Genomic DNA, 20,917 nt, shown 5'->3' with positions numbered 1-20,917 from the left:
GTTAATTCAGTGCTCAAGCCGTTCACAGGTCAGGTACAGCAGATACCCGCCGTTAATGCCTGTCACTTAACTGGCCGGTTTGAATGCAGCTCATTTTTTGTCAGGGTTTGCCCACGCGGGTCAGCGATTTGAGCACCAGTTGTTCATAGAGCTGCGCGTAGGGTTCTACCGCCTGGCACCAGTTAAACGGGGCTGACATGGCGCGGCAACGCATGGCGTTCAGTAGGCCGGGAAAGGCGAACACTTTGAACGCCCGGCCCAAGGCCTGTTCGTAGCTCTGCACGCTGGATTCGTTAAACAGAAACCCGGTGATCCCGTCTTCGATGGTGTCTGCCAGCCCGCCGGTATTGCGTGCGACTGGCAAAGAGGCATAGCGCTGCGCGTACATTTGGCTCAGGCCGCAGGGTTCGTAGCGTGAAGGCATCAACAGGAAATCGCTGCCGGCAAACATGCGCCGTGCATCGGTCTCATTAAACCCGATGCGCACGCCGATCTGGCCGGGAAAACGCAACGCCAGTTCGCGCATGGCCTGTTCTTCTTCTGGCTCGCCGCGGCCAATGATTGCGATTTGCCCGCCGTTGGCCACGATGTACGCGGCCACACCTTGCGTCAGGTCCAGGCCTTTTTGATACACCAGGCGCGAGACTACAGCGAACAGAGGGCCTTTGGATGGTTTGAGGCCGAACAACGTGCGCACATGATTGGCGTTGATGGCTTTGCCTTGCCATTCACCGATTGAAAAGGGTGCCACCAGATGCGGATCGCTCGCGGCCTCCCATGTCTCGTCTATCCCGTTGGGGATGCCGCTGAGCAGGCCTTGCTGGGTCTTGCTGTGCAAAAAGCCATCCAGTCCGCAGCCAAAGGCCGGGGTGGTGATTTCTTGCGCATACGTGGCGCTGACGGTGGTGATGTGGCTGGCATACGCCATGCCTGCCTTGAGGAACGACAGTTTGCCGTAGAACTCCATGCCTTCCTGTTGCAGGGCGTGGGAGGGGATGCCCAGCTCCGGGCAGCAGGCCAGGCTGACCACGCCCTGATAGGCGAGGTTGTGAATCGTGAACAGAGTGGGGGTGCGTTGACCACGCCAATGCATGTAGGCGGGGGCCAGCCCGGCTGGCCAGTCGTGGGCGTGCACCAGATCGGGCTGCCAATGGATTTGCGCCAGGTTGGCGGCAATGTCGGCGGCGGCCAGGCCCAGTCGCGCAAAACGGATGTGATTGTCGGGCCAGTCGCGACCGTTATTGGCGCCATACGGCGTGCCTTCGCGCTCATACAGTTCGGGGCAGATCAGTACATAAATCACCAGCCCGTCTTTCAAGTCCATGCGCCCGATCTTGCACGCTGGCAGTGCGGCATGCCCGCCCAGCTCACCAATAATATGGATCGGGTTATCGCTGTTGATCACCTGCGGGTAGCCCGGAATCAGCACCCGCACATCATGCAAATGGCGCATGGCACGCGGCAGGGCGGCGGACACATCGCCCAAGCCGCCGGTTTTAACCAGATCGGCCAGCTCGGAGGTCACAAACAGGACTTTCTTTTTGTTGGGGTTGTTGGGGATTTCAGGCGCTATGGGCACTGCTGCTTTACCTGCCGGGGTTTGGCCCGCAGCGGCGATCACCTCATTAACCAGGGTAGTGAGGCAATTGTGTGGGTGTGGTGCAGCAGCACTGATCATGATGTTCCCCCTTGTATTTATTGATCGGCCTCGACCTGTGGCCGGGCTATTACTCACATCCTGTGGGCAGGCACTACATGCCTAAACTGGGTAAAGCGCTTGATGGCATCCCACATACGTCGTGGGTGAGGACGGCGCTGCAAGAATTGCACCCGATAACGCAGACCCTCTTTTTAAGCTGACCCGACGCAGACGCAGAAGGTTCGTTTTAAATGACTCGGCTTTGAAGTCAGATTTCAAGCTGCTTGAGTGTAGGAGAGAAGCTACTCAGCGGCGTTTAAACAGACAAAATGTGTGGGAATTTTTTCTCTGATTGTTTTGGATGCGCCAACGAGGTGCAGTCAGAGAGGAAACGGTGCGATTCAGGGCCTATCGCGGGGCGATGACGTGAGTTCTACCAAGGAAACGGTGAGAGATCCAAGCAAGGCTTAGAACGATTTGGACTTATACAGAACGTTTGGTTGTTCGCGCGTCAATCGGGACTGTAGGAGCGAGCTAACTCGCCCCTACGCAGGGGGGTGATCAATGACCGGGGTATTGAGCAACCACCACATCGTGGCCATCGTTGCTCAGGCCAATCACTTGATAGGCATCCTTGCGATCACCCATCTCCATGCCCGGTGAGCCCATCGGCATGCCCGGCACGGCAATGCCTTTTAAATCGTTGCGCTTAGTCAGGGCCACCACTTGGTCAGCAGGCACGTGACCTTCTACAAACTTGCCATTGATCACCCCGGTATGGCACGAAGCCAGTCGAGGCTCGACGCCAAGGCGCTGCTTAACACTGCTCATGTCGGTTTCTACGTGGTCATTGACCTTGAAACCGTTCGTTTCCAGGTGTGAAATCCAGGCCTTGCAGCACCCGCAGTTGGCGTCGCGGTGAACATCAATACTCAATTGCTCGGCGGCTTGCGCCGTGGCGCTGAGCAGCAAGGCGGTGAGTGCAGCAATACGTAATGGGGTGTTCATTGAGGTCCTCTGTCCGTAAAAAGGCGTACATGCAGCCTTGGGAAATTGCCAGTTTGGCTGACGATGGCTGTCAGTCAACTGAGGGCTGGATGACAGTTTTGTCAGGTTGGGGGGGTTGTTTTGTTATCGGGCTCAATGGCGCGAGCGGTTAGAACGCGTTGACAGCCCGTCAGCGGCTGTCGTGGATTCACAATCGACCCGCAGTTCTCCCCAAGGCGGTGACAACAGCTACGGTGCAGGCAAAAAAGTGAAGGGGCGTAAACGGAGGTTGATCGTCGAACCTGCCTACACCTATGAATGTTCACTAAGCAAAACCGAACTCAAGTATCTGTAGCTACGATGTGGCTCGCTCCTGCGACAGCCACTTCTAACCTGACATCGGCTGGCGGAAAAGTGAGCATCATGCAGCGGTTTTGGGCCCAAGGCCTTGAGTCACTCGATTTAGACGACATGAACACGGTCATTTGTGGGGGAACCGGGGCGTTGGGCAATAACGGCTGTTACGAGTCAGAACGGGCCGCTGAGATTAATGCAAATATTAATAACTTCACGTGGACCCCTTGGACGAGCGCTTTTACGAAATCATGAATGCAAGGGCCGTCCGCAGCGGTCCCACGCGTGAATGGTATTGACCTCGAACACCCCAAGACGGTTAAACCCTGTTGGGGTGTTTGTCTTTAGGCTCTGTACGAAATCAGCTGAAACCCATTTGAATGCCACCGGCGTTGAGATTCAGTAAAGTCCGCGACCATCAAAAGCAGGAGCCCACGATGCCCAAGCGGCCTCACATCAAGCTCAACGAGGGCTGCCAGTCCCTCAGCAGCTGAAAACGGTTGCCCTTGACCAGGGGCTGCTCAGCTATGCCGACGTCAATCAAGGGGTGAGTGCCAAGTGGTGCGGGTGCCCTGAGGGTCAGGGCGCGAAACGCAAACTGGCTCGAATGCCCTGAACTTCAGGCTTAACGGCTTTGTAACCGTCCGCCGGGCCTGCGTAGGACAGCGCATAAGCGTGGCTGCCCCGGGTGGCGGCTACCAGGGTCTGGGTCATCAGATGATTGCCGTTCTGCGTGATTTTGCAGGTGGTCTCCAGCGCATCCAGACCGCCCAGCGTGCTGGCGTGGATTTTATTGCACACGCTCTGATAGCCGCCTTTGGCGAAGTTTTGCTGCAAGGTTTTACGCATTTGCAGCAACACAGCGTTCATGTTGACCTGATGCTCGGGTGCCAAGGTGGTCTGGGTCAGCTCCATGACCATCAAAGGGTCGCCGTTGGCGTCATTTTTCACCGCGCGCTGGCGCTGGCCATTGTCGTCTGGTGCAGGCGGTACCGCTTGTACCTCCCAGCCCCCGGGCCAGGTGATTTGGGTCGAATCGGCCCAAGCCGGCGTTAACCCGAACGTACAGAGGAGTCCGATCAATGCACTACAGCGCTGTAAAACAGTCATGGGGAGCGAGCCTTATGGGCGTTTTTTGACTGGCAGATTGTATCAATAGGTGTCCATGTATTGCTTTGCTCTGCCAGATGTTTTTCACCTTTGCTCAGCTAGGCCTTTGCTTCTTATGTCTAATCCCGGACAATCGCGCCCTTCTTATGGCTGGGGCGTTGTCTGTAAGGTGTGTTTTGTCCGCCCCGGCCGCGTGGTAACGACCGGCTAGCGGAGATTCGACCGGATGAATGACCAGGCTAATAGCGTCGACGAACGTTTCGACGAGACACCCGCGACACTCACTCGCTGGAACCGCCAAGACACCACCTGGATGCTGGGCCTGTTTGGCACAGCCATTGGCGCAGGTACCTTGTTTTTGCCGATCAACGCCGGGCTTGGCGGCTTTTGGCCGCTATTGATTCTGGCGCTGTTGGCGTTCCCCATGACCTTTTATGCGCACCGTGGCTTGACCCGCTTCGTGCTCTCCGGGCGTGAGGGTTCTGACATCACGGACGTGGTAGAAGAACACTTCGGCCTCAAGGCTGGCGCAGTCATTACGCTGCTGTACTTTCTGGCCATCTTTCCCATCCTGCTCATTTACAGCGTGGCGCTGACCAATACGGTGAGCAGTTTCATGCTCAACCAACTGTCGATCACGCCCCCGCCACGGGCACTCTTGTCGCTGGTATTGATCCTCGGTCTGTTGATTGTGGTGCGCTGCGGCGAGCAAGTGATCGTCAAGGCCATGAGCATGATGGTCTACCCGTTTATCGTGGCGTTGCTGTTTTTGGCGGTGTTTCTCATTCCTCACTGGAACGGCGGCATTCTGAGCACGGCCAGCACGTTGCCAGAGCCTTCGACGTTCCTGCACACGCTGTGGCTGGCGATTCCGGTGATGGTGTTTTCGTTTAACCATTCGCCGATTATCTCGGCCTTTGCTGTCGATCAAAAGCGCCGCTACGGTGAAAACGCCGACGAGCGCAGCTCACAGATCCTGTCCCGCGCCCACCTGCTGATGGTGGCGATGGTGTTGTTCTTTGTATTTAGTTGCGTGCTGACCCTGTCGCCTGCACAGCTGGCCGAAGCCAAGGCTCAGAACCTGTCGATCCTGTCCTACCTGGCCAACCACTTCAGTAACCCGACCATTGCGTTTGCTGCGCCGCTGATTGCCTTTGTCGCGATTGCCAAATCGTTCCTGGGTCATTACATCGGTGCCAGCGAAGGGCTTAAAGGTCTGGTACTCAAAACCGGCAAGCGTCCGGCAGCCAAAAACCTGGACCGCATGACCGCCGCGTTCATGCTGATCGTGTGCTGGGCGGTGGCGACGCTGAACCCAAGCATTCTGGTGATGATCGAAACCCTCGGCGGCCCGGTGATTGCGGCCATCCTGTTCCTGATGCCGATGTACGCCATCCGCCGGGTGCCGTCCATGCGCAAGTATTCGGGCAAAATTTCCAACGTCTTCGTGACGCTGGTGGGGCTAATCGCGATTTCGTCGCTGGTTTACTCGCTGATTCCTTGATCCCTGTAGCGGTCGTCGCCTGACTGTGCGGCGACCGCCTGTGAACCCCCGCAATCCTCTCCCTTCGCCATCCGTACCGGCCTTGAGCTGTGCCAGCGCGGTCAACGTGCCGTACGTCACTTCAGCGTTTGCCCGCGTCAAAGAGCATTGATCCGCATCAAGAGTGCGCCCCCACACAGGCATAGGCTTAAACCTTCCATGCAGCAGCAGGAGGTCCTGGATGAGCATCATCGTGACCGGTGCGGCCGGGTTTATCGGCAGCAACCTGGTAAAAGCCCTCAATCTGCGCGGTGAGCGCGACATCATTGCGGTGGATGATCTGACCGATGGCGACAAGTGCCGCAACCTGGCGGACTGTGACATCGCGCACTACTTCGACAAACGTGACTTTGTGCAACGCTTTGCCGATCGCCAGCTCGGAGACGTGCGCGCGGTGCTGCATCAGGGCGCGTGCTCCAGCACGGTTGAGCATGACGGTCGCTTGATGATGGACAACAACTACCGTTACAGCTGTGACCTGCTGCAAGCCTGTCAGGATCAGTCCGTCCCGTTGGTGTATGCCTCGTCGGCGGCGGTGTATGGCTCTGGTACGGACTTTCGCGAAGTGCGTGAGTGTGAACGCGCGCTCAATGTGTACGGTTGGTCCAAGAGCCTGTTTGACCAACAGGTACGCCAGTTACTGCCCAGGGCGCGCAGTCAGATTGTCGGTGTGCGCTACTTCAACGTGTACGGCCCGCGCGAACAGCACAAAGGGCGCATGGCGTCGATGGTGTGGCACTGCGTCAACCAGTATCGCGAGCGCGGGTTTGTTGAGTTGTTTGGCGAATACGGCAACTACCCGGCGGGGGGGCATTTGCGCGACTTTGTGTCGGTGCAGGATGTGGTCAAGGTCAATCTGCACTGGCTGGACCATCCGCACACCGGCGGTATTTTCAATGTGGGCACAGGGCGCGCGCGCTCATTCAATGATCTGGCCTTGGCAACGATTAACAGCCTGCGTGCGGCTGAGGATCGGCCACCCTTGACCCTGGAAACTGCGTTGCTCGAAGGGGTGCTGCGCTACTGCGAATTTCCCGACAGTTTGAAGGGCAAATACCAGGTGTACACCTGTGCCGATCTCACTCAACTGCGTGAAGCGGGGTATCGCGAGCCGATGTTGACGCTAGAGGAGGGGGTGCAGCGCTATATCGGCACGATAAACCGGTAGAAGCCCTGTGACCGGCCAACGATCGCGCATGTAAAACGTGTAGCCGTTGAGGCGAAGCGCTCGCTAATTCCTTGACACGGTGCCTCTGAGACACCGCGTCAGGGGTTTGCCAGCGCTTCGCAATCGAACGTCGCCTTCGGCAACTGCTGCGTAACATGCAGCCGCAGCCTGTGGGCGTTGTGGGTTATTTACCCGACAACAGCGCTTCCAGCTTCTCTTGGTCACGGGCGAACTGGCGGATGCCTTCTGCCAGTTTTTCAGTGGCCATCGCGTCTTCGTTGGAGGCCCAACGGAACTGCGCTTCGTTGAGGATCAGGCGCGGCTCGCCGCCATTGCCTGGGCTCAGTTTACGCGCCAGCGTGCCTTGCTCTTGCGCCAGTTTTTCGATCAGGTCCGGGCTGATGGTCAGGCGGTCGCAACCGGCCAACTGCTCGATCTGGTTGAGGTTGCGAAAGCTCGCGCCCATGACCACGGTGTTGTAGTCATTGGCTTTGTAGTAGTTGTAGATGCGGGTCACGGACTGCACGCCCGGATCATCGGAACCGGTGTAGTCAATCCCGGTGGATTTTTTGTACCAGTCGTAAATACGGCCTACGAAGGGGGAGATCAAAAACACTCCGGCGTCAGCGCAGGCGGCCGCTTGGGCAAACGAGAACAGCAGGGTCAGGTTGGTTTGAATCCCGGCTTTTTCCAGCTTTTCAGCTGCGCGGATACCTTCCCAGGTCGAGGCCAGTTTGATCAGCACGCGATCGCGGCCTACACCGGCTTTGTCGTACAGCTCGATCAGTTGATTGGCTTTTTGCAGCAGGGCAGGTTCATCAAACGACAGGCGTGCATCGACTTCTGTCGAAATACGGCCCGGAATCACGTTCAAGATACCGCTACCCACAGACACCGCGAAGTGGTCGCAGGCCAGGCCGACATCACCCTTCGCGTGGCTTATGGCACTTTGCAGCAGTTCGGCATAGCCGGGCATGGCCGCAGCCTTGAGCAGCAGGGAAGGGTTGGTGGTGGCGTCTACGGGTTTAAGACGGGTAATCGCGTCGAGGTCGCCGGTGTCTGCGACCACGGTGGTGAACTGCTTGAGTTGTTCCAGCTTGGAAGTCATGAGCGTGCTCTGTCCGAAAAGTATTAATGGCTGTGAAGATTGAGTGCGTCGTCGATCAAAAGTTCGCTAAACATCAGGTCTGGCAGCATGCCGCTCAAGACGTGGGTTATGCAACCAGTGTGTGCGCGCACGCGCCATTAGATCCCTTTCGAACAGGCTTTTTAGAACTTCAGCGTGCCCTGACCCGATGTGCGCACAGGCTCTTCGCTCATCTGTACGGCATTGATGGTTTTGCCCGTGGCCTCTTCAACCCGGCGTGCCACTTGCGGGTCGTCCGCGAAGGGGATCAGGCTGGCTTCGTCGATGTCGCGCTCGGTTTGATGCTTCAAACACCAACTGATCGCGAAATAGAGGCTGGTCACGGCCGCCATGTTCAAGGCGATATCAATCATCTCTGAAACTCCTTGTTAAGCACCGCGCAAGCCGTAGGGTTTGCGCGGTGTGTGGGTCAGGCGATTTGCGCTGACAACTCGGCTTTTTTGAAGTCAGGAACGCGCACAGTGCGCCACACGTTGTAGGACATCAGCAGCATGCCGGTGAGGAAGAACACGCCTCCCACCAGTCGCACCACGAAGCCCGGGTGGCTGGCTTGCAACGATTCCACAAACGAGTAGGTCAACGTGCCGTCATCGTTGATGGCGCGCCACATCAAGCCCTGGGTGATGCCGTTGACCCACATCGAGGCGATGTACAGCACGGTGCCGATGGTGGCCAGCCAGAAATGCAGGTTAATCAGCGCCACGCTGTACATCTGCTCGCGGCCATACAGTTTGGGGATCATGTGATACACCGCGCCAAAGGTGATCATCGCCACCCAGCCCAAGGCCCCGGCATGCACGTGGCCGATGGTCCAGTCGGTGTAGTGGGACAAGGCATTCACCGTTTTGATGGCCATCATCGGGCCTTCAAAGGTCGACATGCCGTAGAACGCCAGTGACAGCACCAGAAAGCGCAGGATCGGGTCGGTGCGCAACTTATGCCAGGCGCCCGACAAGGTCATCATGCCGTTGATCATGCCGCCCCAGCTGGGGGCCAGCAGGATGATCGACATGGCCATGCCCAGCGATTGCGCCCAGTCAGGCAGGGCGGTGTAGTGCAGGTGGTGCGGACCGGCCCAGATGTAGAGGGTAATCAAGGCCCAGAAATGCACGATGGACAAGCGATAGGAGTAAATCGGGCGGCCGACTTGTTTGGGCACGAAGTAGTACATCATGCCCAGGAAGCCGGTAGTCAGGAAGAAGCCCACGGCGTTGTGCCCGTACCACCACTGCACCATGGCATCCGTCGCGCCCGCGTACACCGGGTATGACTTGAACCAGTCCACTGGAATCGCCAAGTGGTTGACCACGTGCAGCATGGCAATGACCAGAATGAAGGCACCGAAGAACCAGTTGCCGACATAGATATGCTTGGTCTTGCGTTTGACCACGGTGGTAAAAAATACGATGGCGTAGGCCACCCACACCACGGTTAACCACACCGCGCCGGTGAACTCGATTTCGGCGTACTCCTTGGTGGTGGTGTAACCCAGTGGCAGGGTGACCAACATGATCACAATCACCGATTGCCAGCCCCAAAACGTAAACGCGGCCAGTTTGTCGGAGAACAGCCGTACCTGGCAGGTGCGCTGCACGGCGTAGTAGCTGGCGGCAAATTGTGCGCTGCCGGCAAAACCGAAAATCACCAGGCTGGTGTGCAGCGGCCGTAAGCGGCCGAATGTGGTCCAGGGCAGGTCGAGGTTCATGGCGGGCCAAGCCAGTTGAGAGGCAATCCACACCCCCATGGCCATGCCGATAACGCCCCACACCACCGTCATGATGGTGAATTGGCGCACGACCTTATAGTTATAGGCCTGCCCGTTTAGTGCTGTGCTCATGCTCAAGTCTTCCACGGTTCAAAGTCATGCCAGACCTCGTGGTCTGGCGCAGGTTGAACTTTAGAAACCCTGCGCATAACAAAACAGATCCAGAAAAAGTTAAATTATACGGATCAGATATAAAGGCTGTTTTAAAGCTTTGAATCGCTATCTGATCTGCTTTTTGGATATTTACTGATTTTTTGAATGCTCTGCGCCGTATTGACGCAGGCTCAGAGCGTGCGCGTGATAAATGGGCGCTGGATCACACCTGCTACGACGTGCACGGCGAATCAGCGACGGCTGCTCAGGGCTTGTCTATACCTTAAATACCGTGTGCATGCGGTTGCGCTTTCTACAGGAGTTTCATCATGAAGTTGGGCTTAATGATTGGTGCGCTATGCCTCGCCTCGCTTGGGCTGGGCGGTTGTTCAAGCAATGTTGCGCAACCGGATGAATACTCCGGTTTTTTGAAGGACTACAGCCGTCTCAAAGAAGCAAAATCGCCCTCTGGCGCTGATGTCATGCGCTGGGTTGACCCCAAGCTCAACGTTAACCAGTTCACCAGCGTCTATATCGAACCCAGCCAGTTCTATCCAGCGCCACAACCCACCGCAAAAATTCCGCAAAGCACCCTCACGGCCATCACCCATTACTACGATCAGGCACTCAAGCGTGAGCTGAGCAAATCGTTACCCTTGGCCAGCGCACCGGGGCCCGGCGTGATAGTGGTTCGCCCGGCAATCACGGCGGTCAGCAGCAAGACTGAAAGTCTCAAGCCGTACGAGTTGATCCCGGTGGCGTTGGTGGCGGCCGCCGTGAGCACCGCTTCGGGTATTCGTGATCAGGAAACCGACTTGGCGACAGAGGCCGTGTTTATCGACGGCAGAACCCAGGATGTGGTGGCGCAAGTGGTGCGCAAAGGCACGGGCAAACCGCTGGAAAACGACAGCCAGGTCATGAAGGCCGATGATGTGAAGAATGTGATCGATGGCTGGGCCTGCGACCTGCATCAGTCGTATTTGAAACTGAAGAAGTAAAGCGTTGCACCATCCACCCTTTACAGGGGCGAGGTGCGCTCGCCTCTTTCCATGACGCCAGTAGCAATCCTTTGGCCGTTTTTTGCGCGATGGCCCCTAGATAACGCGTCAATGAGGCTGTGTGTGCCTGTAAGAATTTGTCTGAATAATGTTAAGAATCGTCTTAATGTGATGTTCAGCATGACATTTTGCAGGTAGGGCATAGGTCAGCAGAATGTTTCGTGTTTAACTTCGGCCTCTTCAAAAACTGTTAAGAAGGACATCGTTCATGGCTCAAGTGACGCTTAAAGGCAACCCTGTTCAAGTCAACGGCGACCTGCCAGCAGTAGGCGCCAAGGCACCTGCGTTCTCGTTGGTTGCGGGTGATTTGTCCGATGTAACGCTGGCCAGCTTTGCCGGTAAACGCAAAGTGCTGAACATTTTTCCAAGCGTTGATACCCCGACGTGCGCGACGTCGGTGCGTAAGTTCAACGAGCAGGCCAGCAACCTGGCCAATACCGTTGTGCTGTGCATCTCGGCCGACCTGCCATTCGCTCAAGCGCGTTTCTGTGGCGCTGAAGGTCTGGAAAACGTTAAAAACCTGTCCACCCTGCGTGGTGCAGAGTTCATCAAAAACTACGGCGTGGCCATTGCTGACGGTCCGTTGAAAGGCCTGACAGCCCGTGCTGTTGTGGTGCTGGATGAAAACGACAACGTGCTGCACAGCGAGCTGGTTGAAGAGATCGCTGAAGAGCCGAACTACGAAGCCGTATTGGCTGTTTTGAAGTAAGCCTCGGCGCTTCACCTAAAACGGCCCGGCATTGATTGCCGGGCCGTTTTTTTTCGCATGCGCTGACCGGCGACGCGAGACAACCCAGCCGTCGTAAACCCTTGTGTCCGGTGTTTCAGACCCATCACGCTCTCAGTATTTACATCTGCTTAGCCCTCGATCGCAGCCTCGCCACTCGACAGTGGCTACACGTCTTGGGCTTATTTAGCCCTTAAACCCGCTCCAGACACCCCGTTAACGTAAATACCCGGTAAAGAGCCTTTTCTTAACGGCCCACACTGCTTATCGTTCAGCCTTCTCGAATTCAAGCCCTCGTGCCTAATGGTTGATCACTCCATGCAATCCTCTGTTTCACACAAACCCCGTCGCTGGCTGGTTGGCCTTTTGCTCCTGTTGATTGTCATTGGCCTGTGCTGGTGGCTGTGGCCTTCAGCCTCGAAAAACCAGCAGGCGGCCCAGCCTGCCGGGCATACCGGTAAGTCGGGGATGATGCGCCCAGGTTTTGGCGGCTCCACGCAGGCCGTGCCGGTCAGGGTCTCTGAAGTGAAGCGCGGGGACTTCCCGGTGTTCTACAAGGCACTGGGCACCGTGACGGCGCTGAACACGATCAATGTGCGCAGTCGGGTGGGGGGAGAGTTGGTCAAGGTGTACTTCAAAGAAGGGCAGATGGTCAAAGCGGGGGAGTTGCTGGCTGAAATCGACCCGCGCAGCTATCAGAACGCATTGCTGCAAGCAGAAGGTACGTTGTTGCAGAACCAGGCCCAATTGAAAAACGCTCAGGTCGATGTGCAGCGCTACCGCGGCCTGTACGCCGAAGACAGCATCGCCAAGCAAACCCTGGACACCGCTGAAGCGTTGGTCAGCCAATATCAGGGCACGGTCAAAACCAATCAGGCAGCGGTCAACGACGCCAAGCTCAACCTTGAATTCACCAAGATTCGCGCCCCGATCAGTGGTCGTGTGGGTCTGCGCCAACTGGATGTCGGCAACCTGGTCGCGGCCAATGACACCACAGCCTTGGTGGTCATCACCCAGACCGAGCCTATCGTGGTGAGTTTTACCTTGCCCGAAACCGATCTGGCACGGGTGCTTGCCCGCTATCGCTCAGGCGCAAAACTGCCGGTGCAGGCGTGGGATCGAGGCGATCGCAAAGAGCTGGCGGTCGGGGTGTTGAGCAGCATCGATAACCAGATTGATATCACCACCGGCACCCTGAAATTCAAGGCGCTGTTCGAGAACCGTGATCAAGTCCTGTTCCCCAATCAGTTTGTCAGCGTGCGCTTGCTGGCCGACACCTTGAAGGATGTAGTGCTGGCCCCGTCGGCGGCCATTCAGTTCGGCACGGATGGCTCGTTTGTGTACGCGCTGGAGGGCGACGACAAAGTCAAGATTCGCCACATTAAAGTGGGGGCCACTGACGGTGACGTGAGCGTCATTGAAGAGGGCCTGGCGGCAGGTGATCGCGTGGTGCTCGAAGGCACCGACCGTCTGCGTGATGGCGGGGCGGTCGAAGTGGTCAATGACAGCGCTCAAGTGCCTGCCACGCCTGCTTCGCACCTGCAAGGCGGGGCCGATGCCGATGCCGGTACTGCGCAGGCTACAGACACTGCCAAGACCAAGGCCCACGAATGAATCTGTCGCGGCTGTTTATCCTGCGTCCGGTCGCTACCACGCTGTGCATGCTGGCCATCGTGCTGTCCGGGATCATCGCCTACCGCTTGTTGCCGGTATCGGCTCTGCCTCAGGTGGACTACCCGACTATCCGCGTGATGACGCTGTACCCCGGTGCCAGCCCGGACGTCATGACCAGCGCCGTAACGGCGCCATTGGAGCGTCAGTTCGGGCAAATGCCGGGGCTGACGCAAATGGCCTCCACCAGTTCCGGCGGCGCGTCGGTGTTGACCTTGCGCTTCAACCTGGACATCAACATGGATGTCGCCGAGCAACAGGTGCAGGCCGCGATCAACGCTGCCAGCAACTTGCTGCCGAGCGATCTGCCAGCACCACCGGTGTACAACAAGGTCAACCCGGCGGACACGCCGGTACTGACCTTGGCCATCAGTTCCAAAACCATGCCGTTGCCCAAGCTCAACGACCTGGTCGACACGCGCATGGCGCAGAAAATCGCACAGATCAGCGGCGTCGGCATGGTCAGCATTGCGGGCGGGCAACGCCAGGCGGTGCGGATCAAGGTCAACCCGCAGGCGCTGGCGGCCAATGGTTTGAACCTGGCCGATGTGCGCACCTTGATCGGCGCCTCTAACGTCAACCAGCCCAAGGGTAACTTTGACGGTCCGACCCGGGTCTCGATGCTCGATGCCAACGATCAGCTCAAAACCCCGCAGGAATACGCCGAGCTGATTCTCGCCTACAACAATGGCGCGCCATTGCGCCTCAAGGATGTGGCCGAAATAGTCGACGGTGCCGAGAACGAACGTCTCGCCGCGTGGGCCAATGAGAACCAGGCGGTGTTGCTCAATATTCAGCGCCAGCCGGGCGCCAACGTGATTGAGGTGGTGGACCGCATTAAAGCGCTGCTGCCGAGCATCACCGACAACCTGCCCGCCGGTATCGATGTGACCGTGCTGACCGACCGCACGCAAACCATCCGCGCCTCGGTGCGCGATGTGCAGCATGAACTGCTGATTGCCATTGCGCTGGTGGTGATGGTGACGTTCCTGTTCCTGCGGCGCGCCAGTGCCACGATCATTCCTTCGATTGCCGTGCCGCTGTCATTGGTCGGTACGTTTGGCGTGATGTACCTGGCCGGTTTCTCGATCAACAACCTGACCTTGATGGCGCTCACCATTGCCACCGGCTTCGTGGTGGATGACGCCATCGTCATGCTGGAAAACATCTCGCGCTATATCGAGGAAGGCGACAGCCCGATGCAGGCAGCGCTCAAGGGCGCCAAACAAATTGGCTTCACCCTGATTTCGTTGACGCTGTCACTGATTGCTGTGCTGATCCCGCTGCTGTTTATGGCGGACGTGGTCGGGCGTTTGTTCCGCGAGTTCGCCATCACCCTGGCGGTGGCGATTCTGATCTCGCTGGTGGTCTCGCTGACCCTGACGCCGATGATGTGCGCGCGTCTGCTCAAGCCTGAGCCCAAAGAAGCCGAGCAGGGTCGGTTCTACCGCGCCAGCGGTGCCTGTATTGACTGGATGATTGCCGAATACGGGCGCATGTTGCGCTGGGTACTCAAGCATCAGCCTTTAACCCTGCTGGTCGCCATCGCCACCTTGGCCCTCACGGTGTTCCTGTACCTGGTGGTGCCCAAGGGCTTCTTTCCGGTGCAGGACACCGGGGTGATCCAAGGTATTTCTGAAGCGCCGCAGTCCATCTCGTTCAGTGCCATGAGCCAGCGTCAGCAAGCGTTGGGCAAAATCATTCTGCAAGACCCGGACGTTGAGAGCCTGTCGTCCTACATCGGCATCGATGGCGACAACGCGACGCTTAACAGTGGGCGCATGCTGATCAACCTCAAGCCGCACAGCGAGCGCAGTGAAACCGCGACCGAGGTGATTGCGCGGTTGCAACCGCAGCTCGACAAATTGGTGGGTATTCGCTTGTTCATGCAGCCGGTACAGGACTTGACCATCGAAGACCGTGTGAGCCGCACTCAATACCAGTTCAGCCTGTCGTCCCCGGATGCCGAGCTGCTCAGCACCTGGAGCCAGAAGCTGGTCAGTGCATTGGCCAATCAGCCTGAACTCAAAGATGTCGCCAGCGACCTGCAAGACAAAGGTTTGCAGGTGTACCTGGTGATTGATCGCGATGCTGCGTCCCGCCTGGGCGTTTCGGTGGCCAATATCACGGATGCGCTGTATGACGCGTTCGGGCAGCGGCAGATTTCGACCATCTACACGCAGGCCAGCCAATACCGTGTGGTGTTGCAGGCGCAGGACGGCGAGAAAATCGGCCCGCAGGCGCTGGACCAGATCCACGTCAAAACCACCGACGGCGGACAGGTTCGGTTGTCGAACCTGGCCAGGATTGAAGAGCGCCAGGCGCAACTGGCCGTGTCGCACATCGGCCAATTCCCCTCGGTGATGGTCTCGTTCAACCTGGCGCCCGGCGTGGCGCTGGGGCAGGCCGTTGAATTGATCGATCAGGTGCGCAAAGACATCGGCATGCCGGTCGGTGTGCAGACCCAGTTCCAGGGTGCGGCGCAAGCGTTTCAGGCCTCGCTGTCGAGCACCTTGTTGCTGATTCTGGCAGCGGTGGTGACCATGTACATCGTGCTGGGCGTGTTGTACGAGAGCTACATTCACCCGATTACCATCCTCTCGACCTTACCGTCCGCGGCGGTCGGGGCTTTGTTGGCGCTGATCCTCAGTGGCAACGATCTGGGCATGATCGCCATCATCGGCATCATCCTGCTGATCGGTATCGTGAAAAAGAACGCGATCATGATGATCGACTTCGCCCTCGATGCTGAGCGCAATCAGGGCATGGCCCCCGAGCAGGCGATTTACCAGGCGGCGCTGCTGCGCTTCCGACCGATTCTGATGACCACGCTGGCGGCCCTGTTTGGTGCCGTGCCGCTGATGCTGGCCACCGGTTCCGGGGCCGAATTGCGTCAGCCTTTGGGCCTGGTGATGGTCGGCGGTCTGTTGGTCAGCCAAGTGCTGACCCTGTTCACTACCCCGGTGATTTACCTGTATTTCGACCGACTCGGCCGCCGCTGGCGGGGTGATGTGGCCCAGCCTGAGCAGGCGTCGGTATGAACCTGTCCGGGCCTTTTATTCGGCGGCCGGTCGCCACGATGCTGCTGAGCCTGGCAATCATGTTGCTGGGTGGGGTGAGTTTTGGTCTGTTGCCGGTGTCGCCGTTGCCGCAGATGGATTTTCCGGTGATTGTGGTGTCGGCCAACTTGCCGGGTGCCAGCCCCGAGGTCATGGCGTCGACCGTGGCCACGCCGCTGGAGCGGGCCTTCGGTGCGATTGCCGGGGTCAACACCATGAGCAGCAACTCAAGCCAGGGTTCAACCCGGGTGATTTTGCAGTTCGATCAGGACCGCGACATCAACGGCGCCGCGCGCGAAGTGCAGGCGGCCATCAACGCCTCGCGCAACCTGCTGCCCAGTGGCATGAAAAGCATGCCAACCTACAAGAAAATCAACCCCTCGCAAGCGCCCATCATGGTGCTGTCTCTGACCAGTCAAGTGCTGTCCAAGGGCCAGTTGTACGACTTGGCCTCGACCATCCTGTCGCAAAGTTTGTCGCAGGTGCCGGGGGTTGGAGAGGTGCAGATTGGCGGCAGTTCGCTGCCTGCCGTGCGTATCGAGTTAGAGCCGCAACTGCTCAACCAGTACGGCGTCGCGCTGGATGACGTGCGTCGCACCATCGCCAACGCAAACGTGCGCCGGCCCAAGGGGGCGGTGTCCGACGATGACCATAACTGGCAGATCCAGGCCAACGATCAACTGGAAAAGGCCAAAGATTACGAACCGCTGATCATCCGCTACCAAGATGGCGCCGCGTTGCGCCTCAGCCATGTGGCCACGGTCAAAGACAGCGTTGAGGACCGCTACAACAGTGGTTTTTTCAACAATGATGCGGCGGTGTTGCTGGTGGTCAACCGGCAGGCCGGGGCCAACATCATTGAAACCGTGAACGCGATCAAGGCGCAGTTGCCAGCGCTGCAAGCGGTGTTGCCGGCCAGTGTGCAACTGAACGTGGCGATGGACCGTTCACCGGTGATCAAAGCCACCTTGCACGAAGCCGAAATGACCTTGCTGATTGCTGTGGCGCTGGTGATTTTGGTGGTGTTTCTGTTTTTGGGTAATTTTCGCGCCTCGCTGATCCCGACGCTGGCGGTGCCGGTGTCGTTGGTGGGCACCTTTGCCATCATGTACCTGTACGGTTTTTCGCTGAACAACCTGTCGCTGATGGCGCTGATCCTGGCCACCGGACTGGTGGTCGACGATGCGATTGTGGTGCTGGAGAACATCTCGCGCCATATCGACGCCGGGATCGCGCCGATGAAAGCCGCGTACCTGGGGGCCAAGGAAGTCGGTTTTACCTTGCTCTCGATGAACGTCTCGCTGGTGGCGGTGTTCCTGTCGATTCTATTTATGGGCGGGATTGTAGAAAGCCTGTTCCGCGAGTTCTCCATTACTCTGGCGGCCTCGATTGTGGTGTCGCTGGTGGTCTCCTTGACCCTCACCCCGATGCTCTGCGCACGCTGGCTCAAGCCTCACGTGCCGGGCACTGAAAACGCCATGCAGCGCTGGAGCATACGCCTCAACGAGCGCATGGTCAGCGGCTATGCGCGCAGCCTGGATTGGGTGTTGCGGCACAAACGCCTGACGCTGTTGAGCCTGCTGCTGACCATTGGCGTCAACGTGGCGTTGTATGTGGTGGTGCCTAAAACGTTTATGCCGCAGCAGGACACCGGGCAGTTGATCGGTTTTGTACGCGGTGACGATGGCCTGTCGTTCAGCGTGATGCAGCCCAAGATGGAAATCTTTCGCAAGGCGGTGTTGGCAGACCCTGCGGTAGAAAGCGTGGCGGGCTTTATTGGCGGTAACGGCGGCACCAACAATGCGTTCATGATCGTGCGCCTCAAGCCGGTGTCTGAGCGCAAGGTGTCGGCGCAAAAAGTCATCGAACGCTTGCGTGAAAACATGCCCAAGGTGCCGGGCGGGCGCCTGATGCTGATGGCCGATCAGGACCTGCAATTTGGCGGCGGACGTGATCAAACCAGTTCGCAATACGCCTACATCCTGCAAAGTGGCGACCTCGCCGAACTGCGCACCTGGTATCCCAAAGTCGTGGCCGCGTTCAAGGCGCTGCCGGAGTTGACCGCCATTGATGCGCGCGAAGGCCGTGGCGCGCAGCAAGTCACGCTGGTGGTCGACCGTGATCAGGCCAAGCGCCTGGGGGTGGACATGGACATGGTCACTGCCGTGCTCAACAACGCCTACAGTCAGCGCCAGATTTCTACCATTTACGACAGCCTGAACCAGTATCAAGTCGTCATGGAGGTCAACCCCAAATACGCCCAAGACCCCGAAACCTTGAATCAGGTGCAGGTGATTACGGCCGAGGGCCAGCGCATCCCGTTGTCGGCGATTGCGCACTATGAAAACAGCTTGCAGAACGATCGCGTCTCGCACGAAGGTCAGTTTGCGTCAGAGTCCATCGCGTTTGACATGGCGCCCGGCGTCACGCTGGAGCAGGGCACTGCGGCCATTGAACGGGCGATTGCCAAGCTTGGGCTGCCCGAAGAAGTGATTGCAAAAATGGCCGGGACGGGCGACGCCTTTGCCGACACGCAAAAAAGTCAGCCGTTCATGATTCTTGGCGCGCTGGTGGCGGTGTACCTGGTACTGGGGATTCTTTACGAAAGCTACATTCACCCCTTAACCATCCTTTCGACCTTACCGTCGGCGGGGGTCGGGGCGTTGTTGAGCATCTACCTCACGGGCGGAGAGTTCAGCCTGATCTCGCTGCTCGGTTTGTTCTTGCTGATCGGGGTGGTGAAGAAAAACGCGATTCTGATGATCGACCTGGCGCTGCAACTCGAACGTCACTCAGGCATGAACCCGCTGGAGTCGATCCGTAGCGCCTGTTTGCAACGTTTGCGCCCGATTTTGATGACCACGCTGGCCGCCATTCTCGGCGCACTGCCGCTGATGCTCAGTACCGCCGAGGGCGCCGAAATGCGTCAACCGCTGGGCCTGACCATCATCGGCGGTTTGATCTTCAGCCAGATCCTGACCCTTTACACCACCCCGGTGGTTTACCTCTATCTCGACCGCACGCGCCATCGTTTCAATAAATGGCGCGGCGTGCGCACTGATGCTGCTCTGGAAACTGCGCTATGACCCATCGTTTGCTTACCCTTGCACCGGCTCTGTCGTCCCAACCGTGGGCGCTGGCACGCGGTTCGCGCCTGTTGGCACTGGTGCTGTCCACCCTGTTGCTCAACGCCTGCGCGATTGGCCCGGATTATCAGCGCCCTGACACCACCACGCCGGTGGCGTTCAAGGAAGCGGCGGGCTGGCGCCAAGCCAACCCAAGCGACGCTTTGGCGCGGGGTGCGTGGTGGGAGCTGTATGGCGACGCGCAGCTCAATGACCTGGTCCAGACCCTCAACCGCTCCAACCAGACCGTTGCGCAGGCCGAAGCCCAGTTTCGTCAGGCGCAGGCCCTGGTGCGCAGTGCGCGTGGGGCTTTTTTTCCGAGTGCCGACTTGAGCGTGGGTAAAACCCGTTCCAGCCAGGGCACCGGCAGCTCCAACTCCAGTCTGACCAGTTCCAGCAGCGGCATTCGGGACACGCTGAACGCGCAGGTCGGCGTGAGCTGGGAGGCCGATGTGTGGGGCAAGTTGCGCCGGGGCCTGGAAGCCAATGAAGCCAGCGCCGAGGCCAGTCTCGCCGATCTGGCGGCCATGCGTTTGAGTCAACAGTCGGAACTGGTGCAGAACTACCTGCAATTGCGTGTGATCGACCAACAAAAACGCTTGCTGCAAGACACCGTCGTGGCCTATGAGCGTTCGCTGAAAATGAGCGAAAACCAGTACCGTGCGGGCATCTCCGGCAAAGATGCCGTGGCTCAGGCACAAACCCAGCTGCGCAACACCCAGGCCAACCTGATCGACCTGATCTGGCAGCGCGCCCAGTTTGAAAACGCCATCGCCGTGCTCACCGGGCAACCGCCCGCAGGTTTCGCGCTGGCCGAAACCCAGGCGGTGCCTGCCTTGCCGCAAATTCCTGTGAGCTTGCCGTCGCAATTGCTGGAGCGGCGCCCGGATATCGCTTCGGCGGAACGCTCAATCATTGCGGCAAACGCCAATATAGGGGTCGCCAAAGCGGCGTACTACCCTGATTTGAGCTTGAGCCTGTCCGGCGGTTACAGCAGCAGTACCTATGAAGACTGGATCAGCGTGCCGAACCGTTTTTGGTCAGTGGGGCCCAAAATCGCCTTGCCGCTGTTTGATGGTGGTCAGCGTTCGGCCGAAGTGGATCGCAATGAAGCGCTGTATGACCAGACCGTCGCCAAATACCGGCAGACCGTGCTCGATGGTTTTCGCGAAGTTGAAAACTACCTGGTGCAGTTGAAGGTGCTCGAAGACGAGGCTGTGGTGCAGCAGCAGGCGCTGGACTCGGCGCGTGAGTCGTTGCGCTTGACCAGCAACCAGTACAAGGCGGGCTTGATTGCCTATCTGGACGTGGTCGTGGTGCAAGCCACGGCGTTGAGTGCAGAGCGCACCGTGCTCAACCTGCAACAAAGCCGGTTGATTGCCAGCGTTAATCTGATTACCGCGCTGGGCGGCGGTTGGGATGGCAACACCGACTTGAGTGCGAACGAGAAGGCCGCTCAATAGTCATGAGC

The 20,917-nt window shown here is 58.3% G+C and carries 14 protein-coding genes and 1 pseudogene; 9 read left to right on the top strand and 6 right to left on the bottom strand.

Annotation, left to right across the window (positions count from 1 at the left end):
• Positions 1-100: 100 nt before the first annotated feature.
• Positions 101-1,678: a glycogen synthase GlgA gene (gene glgA / locus GYN01_RS12820; RefSeq protein WP_048365020.1), complete on the bottom strand. Its 1,578-nt coding sequence runs from the start codon at positions 1,676-1,678 to the stop codon at positions 101-103.
• Between the two features lie 522 nt (positions 1,679-2,200).
• Positions 2,201-2,647: a DUF411 domain-containing protein gene (locus GYN01_RS12815; RefSeq protein WP_048365019.1), complete on the bottom strand. Its 447-nt coding sequence runs from the start codon at positions 2,645-2,647 to the stop codon at positions 2,201-2,203.
• A 127-nt stretch (positions 2,648-2,774) separates the two neighbouring features.
• Here GYN01_RS12815 and GYN01_RS12810 point away from each other — a divergent pair.
• Positions 2,775-2,927 (top strand): annotated as a pseudogene (locus GYN01_RS12810) (IS5/IS1182 family transposase); the annotation flags it as partial.
• 632 nt (positions 2,928-3,559) lie between these two features.
• On the opposite strand, the gene GYN01_RS12805 reads toward GYN01_RS12810, so the two are convergent.
• Positions 3,560-4,090, bottom strand: a complete 531-nt coding sequence (locus tag GYN01_RS12805; protein ID WP_203307248.1) for a DUF4946 domain-containing protein — start codon at positions 4,088-4,090, stop codon at positions 3,560-3,562.
• A 226-nt stretch (positions 4,091-4,316) separates the two neighbouring features.
• Here GYN01_RS12805 and GYN01_RS12800 point away from each other — a divergent pair, with 226 nt between their 5' ends.
• Positions 4,317-5,594: a serine/threonine transporter gene (locus GYN01_RS12800; RefSeq protein ID WP_048365014.1), complete on the top strand. Its 1,278-nt coding sequence runs from the start codon at positions 4,317-4,319 to the stop codon at positions 5,592-5,594.
• Positions 5,595-5,814: 220 nt separating this feature from the next.
• Positions 5,815-6,801 (top strand): ADP-glyceromanno-heptose 6-epimerase, encoded by a 987-nt coding sequence (gene rfaD / locus GYN01_RS12795; RefSeq protein ID WP_048365013.1) that lies wholly within the window; start codon positions 5,815-5,817, stop codon positions 6,799-6,801.
• Positions 6,802-6,985: 184 nt separating this feature from the next.
• Here rfaD and tal read toward each other — a convergent pair whose 3' ends face one another.
• The 3 genes from tal to ccoN form a co-directional block, all read right to left on the bottom strand.
• The gene (gene tal / locus GYN01_RS12790; protein WP_048401839.1) at positions 6,986-7,909 is read right to left on the bottom strand and encodes a transaldolase; all 924 of its coding nucleotides are present in this window, start codon (positions 7,907-7,909) and stop codon (positions 6,986-6,988) included.
• A gap of 161 nt (positions 7,910-8,070) precedes the next feature.
• Positions 8,071-8,301 carry a hypothetical protein gene (locus GYN01_RS12785; RefSeq protein WP_048365011.1) on the bottom strand — a complete coding sequence of 77 codons (231 nt, stop codon included), beginning with the start codon at positions 8,299-8,301 and terminating at the stop codon, positions 8,071-8,073.
• Positions 8,302-8,357: 56 nt separating this feature from the next.
• Positions 8,358-9,785, bottom strand: a complete 1,428-nt coding sequence (ccoN, locus tag GYN01_RS12780; protein WP_048365112.1) for a cytochrome-c oxidase, cbb3-type subunit I — start codon at positions 9,783-9,785, stop codon at positions 8,358-8,360.
• A gap of 350 nt (positions 9,786-10,135) precedes the next feature.
• Here ccoN and GYN01_RS12775 point away from each other — a divergent pair, with 350 nt between their 5' ends.
• From GYN01_RS12775 to GYN01_RS12750, 6 genes are all read left to right on the top strand, one after another.
• The gene (locus tag GYN01_RS12775; protein ID WP_203307247.1) at positions 10,136-10,804 is read left to right on the top strand and encodes a DUF3313 domain-containing protein; all 669 of its coding nucleotides are present in this window, start codon (positions 10,136-10,138) and stop codon (positions 10,802-10,804) included.
• Between the two features lie 268 nt (positions 10,805-11,072).
• Entirely contained in the window at positions 11,073-11,573 is a 501-nt protein-coding gene (tpx, locus tag GYN01_RS12770) for a thiol peroxidase (protein ID WP_048401841.1), read from the top strand.
• Positions 11,574-11,894: 321 nt separating this feature from the next.
• Entirely contained in the window at positions 11,895-13,205 is a 1,311-nt protein-coding gene (locus GYN01_RS12765) for an MdtA/MuxA family multidrug efflux RND transporter periplasmic adaptor subunit (protein ID WP_203307246.1), read from the top strand.
• Positions 13,202-16,303: an MdtB/MuxB family multidrug efflux RND transporter permease subunit gene (locus GYN01_RS12760; protein WP_048365007.1), complete on the top strand. Its 3,102-nt coding sequence runs from the start codon at positions 13,202-13,204 to the stop codon at positions 16,301-16,303. The genes GYN01_RS12765 and GYN01_RS12760 overlap by 4 nt, the downstream gene beginning before the upstream one ends.
• Positions 16,300-19,407, top strand: coding sequence for an efflux RND transporter permease subunit (locus tag GYN01_RS12755; RefSeq protein WP_048365006.1), 3,108 nt, complete (start codon positions 16,300-16,302; stop codon positions 19,405-19,407). Before GYN01_RS12760 ends, GYN01_RS12755 begins: the two co-directional genes overlap by 4 nt.
• Entirely contained in the window at positions 19,404-20,909 is a 1,506-nt protein-coding gene (locus GYN01_RS12750) for an efflux transporter outer membrane subunit (RefSeq protein WP_048401848.1), read from the top strand. Before GYN01_RS12755 ends, GYN01_RS12750 begins: the two co-directional genes overlap by 4 nt.
• Positions 20,910-20,917 lie beyond the last annotated feature (8 nt).

Origin of the sequence: Pseudomonas weihenstephanensis (assembly GCF_016812185.1) — a bacterium.
GTDB lineage: Bacteria > Pseudomonadota > Gammaproteobacteria > Pseudomonadales > Pseudomonadaceae > Aquipseudomonas > Aquipseudomonas weihenstephanensis.
The sequence above is the reverse complement of the archived record's forward strand: the minus strand, read 5'-3'. Positions and strand labels throughout refer to the sequence as shown.